Genomic DNA, 8,654 nt, shown 5'->3' with positions numbered 1-8,654 from the left:
TTTTACCGTGGTCAACGTGGCCAATAGTGCCTACGTTAACGTGCGGTTTGTTACGTTCAAATTTTTCTTTAGCCATTATATAGCCTCCCGGAATATCCGCGTTTTAAGTTCCAATGTTAAAACGGGTGTCTACCGGGTCGTACTATACTCGTACCTGTACCCTGCACCCTATTGTTTGCCTCGATATAGCTACCCAGTCAAAGCTGGTGCCGATAAGCAGATTTGAACTGCTGACCTCTCCCTTACCAAGGGAGTGCTCTACCTACTGAGCTATATCGGCAAATTGTTTGAAACAGTTATTGGAGCGGGTAGCGGGGATCGAACCCGCATCATCAGCTTGGAAGGCTGAGGTTCTACCATTGAACTATACCCGCGCTATATCCATACTGTGATAAAGCATACGAACAATCGTTCGTTACCAGTCAGCCCTGACTCAGTTGTCACTGATAAGAATTGCTGACCGGGTGGAAAATGGTGGAGGGGGCTGGATTCGAACCAGCGAAGCTTTCGCGTCAGATTTACAGTCTGATCCCTTTGGCCGCTCGGGAACCCCTCCAGGACTTGAGCAAACATGTCTGCTCAAAAGAGCGCGCATGATGCCAATTTGTTGCAGTAATTGCAAGCAGTAATCTTTACTCTACCTGCTTAATACTAAGGGTTGCAATGCAACCCTTAAGAATAATGGTGCCGGCTGCCGGAATCGAACTGGCGACCTACTGATTACAAGTCAGTTGCTCTACCTACTGAGCTAAGCCGGCTTAATTATCACGCCTGGGGCATGTCATTAAGTGGCGGGAATTTTAGCTACCTCATTTTGGTTTGGCAATGCTTTTTTATGATTTTTTTCAAATTGCCTATGAATTGGCTTTATCTGCCGTTTTTTTAGTCAAATTACTCAATAACCAATAGAAAAGTCCCTGTAAAACCAGATCTTTTTGGTATTTGAGGTGTTTCTTTAAATTTAGCTTGAGCAAGCTGATTAACTGCTCTGCATCGCCACCCGTCACAATTACAGTCTGCAATTGAAGCTGAGTACACAATTTATCAATCGAGTGCTCTAAATAAGCGACACTGGCATCCAGTGTTCCGAGTTCGATGGCTTGCTGTGTATTGCTGGCCAACCAGTCACTATCCGGTTGTGACTCACGATTGTGTTGCGCACTCCAGGCAATTCGCCCTGTATCGCCCAGCAAGCTTGACTGCATTAACTTATGGCCAGGAATAATATGGCCGCCTAAGTGCTGCCCGTTACTATCGACAACATCTAAAGTAATAGCAGTCCCAGCATCAATAACAGCAAATGCTTTTGCTGTTAACTCTGTTCCGGCTATCATGGCCAACCAGCGATCAATACCCAAAGCCTCTGTGACTTTATAGCTATTAACTAATCTGCGCCCCTGTTGGCTTTGATATCCCCGTGAAGACTGCGGCAAAAGGGGGAGCACCGCAAACACCTGCTCACAATAATCTTGGAGTAACTTCCAAACATCCTCATTCGCGACACAGCTAATGGCAATAGCTTCAACTTTTGCGTCAGACTCTTGAATCACTGCGTCTTTAATGGCATTAAGCTGAGCCAGCCAATGAGCTTCTGCAAAACCCTGGTTACTCCATTGCCCGGAAGCTTGCCAGTTGATGCCAAACACTTTATTTGTGAGCACCCACTTACTGCGAGAGTTACCTATATCAATTAGCAGAATCATTATCGGCAAACTCCTTTGTTAAGCTCTGAAACGCAAGCTGACTTCGCCGGCATAGATCGGGACCATGCCCTGCCCTGTTTGCAATAACAGTGCTCCGGTAGCATCAACCCCGGCACCAATACCTTTCAACTCTTGATGTTGCTGTAAAATACTGACCTTCTGACCAAAGCATTCATCAACTTCTTGCCATGACTCCTGAAATGCAGCAAAACCCTTTTGTTCAAAGAGCTCTAGCGCCTGATTCAATTCAACAATCGTCTTCGCTAATACCTGCTGACGACTGACATCAGGGGCCAGCTCATTCAGGTTCATCCACTCTTGGTCGATAGATTGCGCCACCGTACTTCCCATCTGCATATTCAAACCAACACCAATAACTACCTGCAAAGCACCCGCCACGTCGCCAGACAACTCTATCAAAATGCCGCCCAGCTTTTTCCCCTGGTAACGAATATCATTTGGCCACTTGAGCTGTACGCCTTGAATGCCCAAACCTCCTAACGCCTTAATGATCGCAAGCCCGACCACCAGACTTAAACCACCTAACTGCTGCACTGGCATCTGGGTTTGCCAACCCACTGACCAATAGAGGTTACTGGCTAGCGGCGACACCCATTGCCGGCCGCGACGGCCCCGACCAGCTGATTGATGCTCGGCTGCAAGAATCTTTTTATGGCAAAAACGGCTACCTTTTAATTGCTCATTGGTAGAGTCCGTTAATAACAACACATTACACTCCCAATCAGGCATGCCATTGCTTGCCATCGCCAGCTGTAAATTTTCCTCTTCCAACAATTCTAGCGGCTTGAGCAGTCGATAGCCCTTACGCGTCACCGACTCGAACTCAAGTCCTAAAGCTTCTAACTGCTGCATTAACTTCCAGATATAGGCACGACTCACCGACAGCTCATCCGCCAATTTCTGGCCAGAATGAAAGTCGCCATCTTTCAGTAAGCATATCAATTGTCTTAATTGTTGATCGCGATGCTCTGTCATGATGAAAATATCTGCTGTTCGCCAATAATCCACACTTCGGGTTCTAACTTAACACCAAATAGCTCCAGGACCTTATCTCGCACCTGCTTTGCTACCTGCAAAATATCCTGCCCGCTTGCATGCCCATAATTGACCAGCACCAAAGCCTGCTTTTCATGGACACCAGCATCACCCTCTCGATAACCTTTTAAACCAGCTTTTTCGATTAACCAACCGGCGGCAATTTTATAATGGCCAGAGTCAACCGGATAAGCTACCAGCTCTGGAAAGGCATCCAGTAATGTCTGATATTGCTCTTCGGTAACGACTGGATTTTTGAAGAAAGAACCGGCATTACCAAGCTGAGCAGGATCGGGCAATTTACTTTGCCGAATAGCTATCACCGCGTCGCTCACTTTTTTGGCTGTAATAGATGTTTCACCGACTAGCATTTGTTTTAATGGGCCATACTCTATGTGTGGTTGAAGGCTCTTACTTAACCGCAAGGTTACCTGAGTAATAACTAAGCGTCCTTTCAATTCGTTCTTAAATATACTGTCACGGTAACCAAACTGGCAGTCTTCTGCTGAAATCTCTCTGATGTCGCCGGTAGCTAACTCAATTGCTCGCAGACTGACAAAGCGTTCCTGTAGCTCCACACCGTAAGCGCCAATATTCTGAATGGGAGCGGCGCCCACATTGCCGGGGATTAACGATAAATTTTCGAGTCCTGAATAGCCTTTGTCCAAACTATCTAACACCAGCTGATGCCAGTTAACGCCCGCGCCCACAACTACCCACACATCATCGCCATTGTCCTGCTCAGAGTATTCAATCCCCTGAATATTAGTTTTCAAGAAGGTCAGCGGGATATGCCCCAGCAACAAGAGATTGCTGCCGCCACCGAGGATAAAAAGCGAATCAAGCGCAGGCTTTTCTGCTTTGAGCCAGCTTTGAATCGATTGCTCATCATTAAAGCTAATCAACTCATTACAAGTAGCCTCAACGCCGAAGGTATTAAAAGGCTTTAATGAAGCAGGAACGGAGTTAGCCAAAGGATATTGCCTGTTGAGATTAGAATTTAAGTTGCCTGCATTGTACCAAAAGCTGTTTGAAATACTATTCTCCTGCATTTCTTACATCCATAGTTAGTAACAGTTTTTTAGAGGTGCCTTAAAAGCTTGATTGCACTCTGCATTGAATTAAGGTATTCCTGTATTCACTAATTGAATGGGGAGTAGTATAAAGATGACCAAGACAACTTTGGCGATTGCCGCTTTGATCGCATCCACCGCCATGAGCCCAAGCTCTGCTAGTGACGAAACAGCTGGTGCAACCTGGCTACACTGCGGAAGCCTGATTGATACTAAAGCCGGCAAGGTGTTAGGCGAGCATTTTATCCAGATCACTGGCAATAAAATTTCCGAAGTAACCACCAACCAACCTGCAACTAGTTCATTCATAGACCTGAGCAATAAAACCTGCTTGCCAGGCTTGATGGATATGCACGTTCATCTCGATGGTGAAATGAGCCCAACTGCTTATGTCGAAGGCTTCACCCTGAACCCCGCTGATCTGGCTTACCGCGCCCATGAGTATGGCATGCGCACTTTGCTCGCTGGCTTCACCACTGTGCGCAATCCAGGCGACAGCTATAATGTCACCATTTCTTTGCGCAATGCAATTAACCAAGGCTGGGTTGACGGGCCTCGAATTTATTCAGCTGGCAAATCACTGGCTTCGACCGGTGGCCATGCCGATCCCACCAACGGTGTTAATTCGAAGCTGATGGGCGATCCAGGCCCTAAACAGGGCGTTGTTAACAGCGTGGAAGATGCAAAAAAAGCAGTGCGTCAGCGCTATAAGGAAGGCGCCGACTTTATCAAAGTCACCGCAACAGGCGGCGTACTCAGTTTGGCTAAAAGCGGCCAGAACCCCCAGTTTACGCTGGAAGAATTAAAGTCCATTATTGATACTGCGAAAGATTATGGTATGCATGTGGCTGCTCACGCACACGGCAAAGAAGGAATGTTACGAGCGATTGAGGCAGGCATTGATAGTATCGAACACGGTACCTATATGGATAAAGAAGTCATGCGTGCCATGAAAAAGAATGGTACCTATTATGTACCAACCGTCATTGCCGGTAAGTTTGTTGCCGAAAAAGCTGAAATTGATGGTTTCTTCCCCGAAATTGTTCGCCCCAAAGCGCGTGCTGTAGGACCTTTAATCCAGAACACTTTTGGCGAAGCCTATGCCTATGGCGTCAAGATTGCTTTCGGAACTGACAGTGGCGTATCTGCGCATGGCGATAATGCCAAAGAGTTTGAATACATGGTTGAAGCAGGCATGCCGGCAATGGCCGCCATTCAAAGCGCGACTGTAACTTCAGCCGAGTTATTAGGTAATGACCAAATTGGTTTTATTGCTAAAGGGAAATTAGCCGATATTATTGCGCTAGAAGGTAATCCAGCAGAAGACATTAAGCTGCTACAGAATGTCTCGTTTGTCATGAAAGACGGTAAAGTCTATAAACAATAACCTTTAAAGAAACATAAGCCGGCCTTGTGAGCCGGCTTTTTTATCATTTTTTTATAGAGAGATGGTATATGCATCTGCCTGGTTAACCCTGCCAACTTCCTGCACTAAGCTTCGATTTTTATCAAACACTGTAGCTGTATTTGCAATTGAATAGTCAAAATAAAGCTTGCGATACACCATGTCCTCTTCAACCAGTGGCGTCAAAAATTTAATTCTAATTTCTTTGGAATTGCGAGAGACAATCTCATAGAAGGATGTTTTTGCGCTTACTTTTAGTAGATTACCAGTCAGAACATAGTGTAGATCGTAATCTCCATTCTGGTACCCTTCAGTACTTTTTTGGATCGTCCAGCCCGCTTTACGCATTTCATCTTCGTAACCACTTGCCCTGGACTCAACCTCTCCTTTAGTAGTAAATTCCCAGTCGGGCATGACGATAATAGCCATCGACACATCACCATTCTTTTGAATGCGTAACATTTCATCTTGACCCCAACAGCCACTTAAGACCAATATCAGTAAAGCAATCCCCAGTAATCTCATAAGCTAACCCCAGACTTAGTTTTTTTAAAGAATGTCAGATTGTGCCTTTTAAAGCAAACTCATTAAATCGCTTGACTTCGGCCAATAGCACTAACACCTACCATAAATAGTGTGTATAATCGCCCCCGTTAAGCAAGTGGTCAGTTCAGTACATCCTTTCTACGATTATTCCGCGATTGTTGTATCTTTTGAAATTGGGTTTTCAGTTGGCCTACGCTTATTCGAGCAAATTCGCTCTTCATGTTTTTATAGGTAACACTGATGACACAGAATCAAACTATTTCCAGTTTTGACGAACTGGGACTTTCGCCTGCCGTTCTAAAATGCATTAAGCAAGTTGGCTACGAGCAACCTTCACCGATCCAAAGCGCGAGCATACCAGTTCTTATGGCTGGCAAAGACATCATTGGCCAAGCGCAAACGGGTACCGGTAAAACAGCCGCTTTTGCCTTACCTATGCTTTCTAAGCTGGACGCAAAAGATAATAAAACCCAACTTCTTGTATTGGCACCGACTCGCGAACTAGCGATTCAAGTTGCTGAAGCTTGCCAAACTTACGCCAAAAACATGCCTGGTTTAAACGTATTGCCTATTTACGGCGGACAAAAATACGACATCCAATTACGCCAACTTAAACGCGGCGCACAGATCGTAGTAGGTACGCCTGGCCGAGTGATGGATCATATTCGCCGTGGCACATTGAAACTCGACAACCTTAAAGCTTTAGTATTGGATGAAGCCGACGAAATGCTTCGTATGGGCTTTATTGATGATGTTGAATGGGTATTAGGTCATACTCCACCTACTCGTCAGATAGCGCTATTCTCCGCCACCATGCCAAAAGAAATTAAAAAGGTTGCTGAGAAATATTTGAACGATCCTGAACATATTAAAATTCAAACCAAAACCAGCACCGCTACGACCATTAATCAACGCTATTGGTTGGTCAGTGGCATACATAAGCTGGATGCTTTAACCCGAGTTCTTGAAACCGAAGAATTCGATGGCATGATTATTTTCGTACGTACAAAGATTGCAACTACTGAACTTGCCGATAAATTAACCGCACGCGGCTTTAGAGCAGAGCCATTAAATGGTGATATTGCTCAAGCAACCCGTGAACGAATCGTCGAAAAATTGAAGAAAGGTCAAATAGACATTCTTATCGCCACCGATGTTGCGGCACGCGGACTTGATGTTGAACGCATCAGCCACGTTGTTAATTATGATATTCCATACGACACCGAATCCTATGTTCACCGTATCGGTCGTACTGGCCGCGCAGGCCGTAGTGGTAATGCAATCTTATTCGTTGCGCACCGCGAACGCCGTATGTTAAAAGCTATTGAACGCGCAACTAACCAGCCGATTACTGAAATGCAAATGCCAAGCATTGACAATATCAATGAGCAACGCTTGAGCCGCTTTGAACGCAACGTTTTAAACACTATCGAAAATGACGATTTAAGCTTCTTCAAACAGTTTATTCATAAGCTTGAAGAAAAAACGGATACGGATCCCCAAATCATAGCAGCAGCACTTGCTAAAATGGCGGGTGGCGATGAATTAATTCTTAAAGAACTACCAAAACCGAAGAAAGAGCGAAGTGAAAGAGCTGACAGACCTGAAAGAGGCGACAAGCGCGACCGCAAAGGTCGTGATGAAGGCTCTAAGCGTAGTAGCGACAGAAGTTTTTCGCCTTATGCACAACCGCTTAAGGCACACCCCGATATCGAGATGGAACGCTTCAAAATTGAAGCAGGTCATAGCCACAACGTTAAAGTCAGCAACATCGTCGGCGCCATCGCTAACGAAGCTGAAATTGATAGCGAATATATTGGCCGCATCGATATTTTTGATGACTTTACCACAGTAGATCTTCCCGCAGGAATGCCGAAGGAAGTATTGCAAATATTGAGTAAAGCCTATGTTGCTGGAAGACCAATGAACCTAACCGTAATCGGTGATCAGAAAGCTAATAAAGGCGCTAAGAGTGATAGTAAATTTAAGGGTAAGGACAAGGGAAAACCAAAATCAAAAAGTACTAACCCTAAGTTTAAAAAATAAAATGTCAAAAGGCCTCAATTGAGGCCTTTTTTTTAGAAACATAATAGTAGGAACATAATAGTAGAAACATAATTAGTAAATCAGCATATGCAATACTCATATAAATTCTGCCCTACTCTTCTTTGAATGCGCTGGTCTAGCCCCACTATCAATATATAGTCCATTCATTCTCAGCTAATATATGAAACCCACTTCTTTAAGACAGTAATGTCTCATTATATTCATGAGTAATTTATAGCTTACGCGCTAGCTATAATCACTCCTGACTGTACTAACACTTTGCACTCTAACCTTCATACCAGCACAATACTCTGTGGCCCAAAATAACCTTATCTTGTTTTTCCATGCACTAGCCTATTAGATCGACAGCCTGCCTAGTAATCAAAAGAGACAATGACTTTTCTATAGCAACTCACCCCGCACGAGTGTGGTGCGAGTGCAGATATAGGCTCAAGTACACTTACTAATATACTAATGGCTTATACCTGATTTAATATTTTCAGCTAACCATAAAAAAAGCCCCAGCATAACTGCTAGGGCTTTTTCAGTATAAGCGCTTGGCGCCTCTGCGCTTCGCTTGAGCCAGGGGTCTCACAGAGATCAACCCATTTACTCGGGCGAAAGCAAAACTATTTGCTTTCGCTGTTAACCTCGTTAATCCTACTCCACATGGGAACCCATGTGAGGGCTAACTTATCCCACAGTTAATAAAAAACCCCGACCTTTCGGACGGGGTTTTTGAATAAGTGCTTGGCGATGACCTACTCTCACATGGGGAAGCCCCACACTACCATCGGCGATGAGTCGTTTCACTTCTGAGTTCGG

General features: G+C 44.8%; 6 protein-coding genes, 4 tRNA genes and 1 pseudogene. 2 read left to right on the top strand and 9 right to left on the bottom strand.

Annotated elements, in window-relative coordinates; all coding sequences use genetic code 11:
- From ACN0VI_RS15295 to murB, 8 genes and pseudogenes are all read right to left on the bottom strand, one after another.
- Positions 1-76: pseudogene (locus ACN0VI_RS15295) on the bottom strand (elongation factor Tu); the annotation flags it as partial.
- Positions 77-204: 128 nt separating this feature from the next.
- Positions 205-280 (bottom strand) — tRNA-Thr (locus ACN0VI_RS15290).
- A gap of 20 nt (positions 281-300) precedes the next feature.
- Positions 301-374: transfer RNA gene (locus ACN0VI_RS15285), tRNA-Gly, on the bottom strand.
- A 98-nt stretch (positions 375-472) separates the two neighbouring features.
- Positions 473-556 (bottom strand) — tRNA-Tyr (locus ACN0VI_RS15280).
- Between the two features lie 126 nt (positions 557-682).
- A tRNA-Thr gene (locus ACN0VI_RS15275) sits at positions 683-758 on the bottom strand.
- A gap of 96 nt (positions 759-854) precedes the next feature.
- Entirely contained in the window at positions 855-1,703 is an 849-nt protein-coding gene (locus ACN0VI_RS15270) for a type III pantothenate kinase (protein WP_417447400.1), read from the bottom strand.
- Between the two features lie 18 nt (positions 1,704-1,721).
- The gene (gene birA, locus ACN0VI_RS15265) at positions 1,722-2,699 is read right to left on the bottom strand and encodes a bifunctional biotin--[acetyl-CoA-carboxylase] ligase/biotin operon repressor BirA (RefSeq protein WP_417447399.1); all 978 of its coding nucleotides are present in this window, start codon (positions 2,697-2,699) and stop codon (positions 1,722-1,724) included.
- On the bottom strand, positions 2,696-3,733 hold the full coding sequence (gene murB / locus ACN0VI_RS15260; protein ID WP_417447398.1) for a UDP-N-acetylmuramate dehydrogenase: 1,038 nt from the start codon (positions 3,731-3,733) through the stop codon (positions 2,696-2,698). The genes birA and murB overlap by 4 nt, the downstream gene beginning before the upstream one ends.
- Positions 3,734-3,926: 193 nt before the next feature.
- On the opposite strand from murB, the gene ACN0VI_RS15255 reads away from it, so the two are divergent.
- Positions 3,927-5,219 carry an amidohydrolase family protein gene (locus ACN0VI_RS15255; protein WP_331891998.1) on the top strand — a complete coding sequence of 431 codons (1,293 nt, stop codon included), beginning with the start codon at positions 3,927-3,929 and terminating at the stop codon, positions 5,217-5,219.
- A 51-nt stretch (positions 5,220-5,270) separates the two neighbouring features.
- Here the strand turns inward: ACN0VI_RS15255 and ACN0VI_RS15250 are convergent, their stop codons facing one another.
- On the bottom strand, positions 5,271-5,699 hold the full coding sequence (locus tag ACN0VI_RS15250) for a hypothetical protein (protein WP_417447397.1): 429 nt from the start codon (positions 5,697-5,699) through the stop codon (positions 5,271-5,273).
- A 324-nt stretch (positions 5,700-6,023) separates the two neighbouring features.
- Here ACN0VI_RS15250 and ACN0VI_RS15245 point away from each other — a divergent pair, with 324 nt between their 5' ends.
- On the top strand, positions 6,024-7,829 hold the full coding sequence (locus tag ACN0VI_RS15245; protein WP_417447396.1) for a DEAD/DEAH box helicase: 1,806 nt from the start codon (positions 6,024-6,026) through the stop codon (positions 7,827-7,829).
- Positions 7,830-8,654 lie beyond the last annotated feature (825 nt).

The sequence above is a fragment of the Kangiella sp. genome, assembly GCF_048265365.1.
Classification (GTDB): domain Bacteria; phylum Pseudomonadota; class Gammaproteobacteria; order Enterobacterales; family Kangiellaceae; genus Kangiella.
The sequence above is the reverse complement of the archived record's forward strand: the minus strand, read 5'-3'. Positions and strand labels throughout refer to the sequence as shown.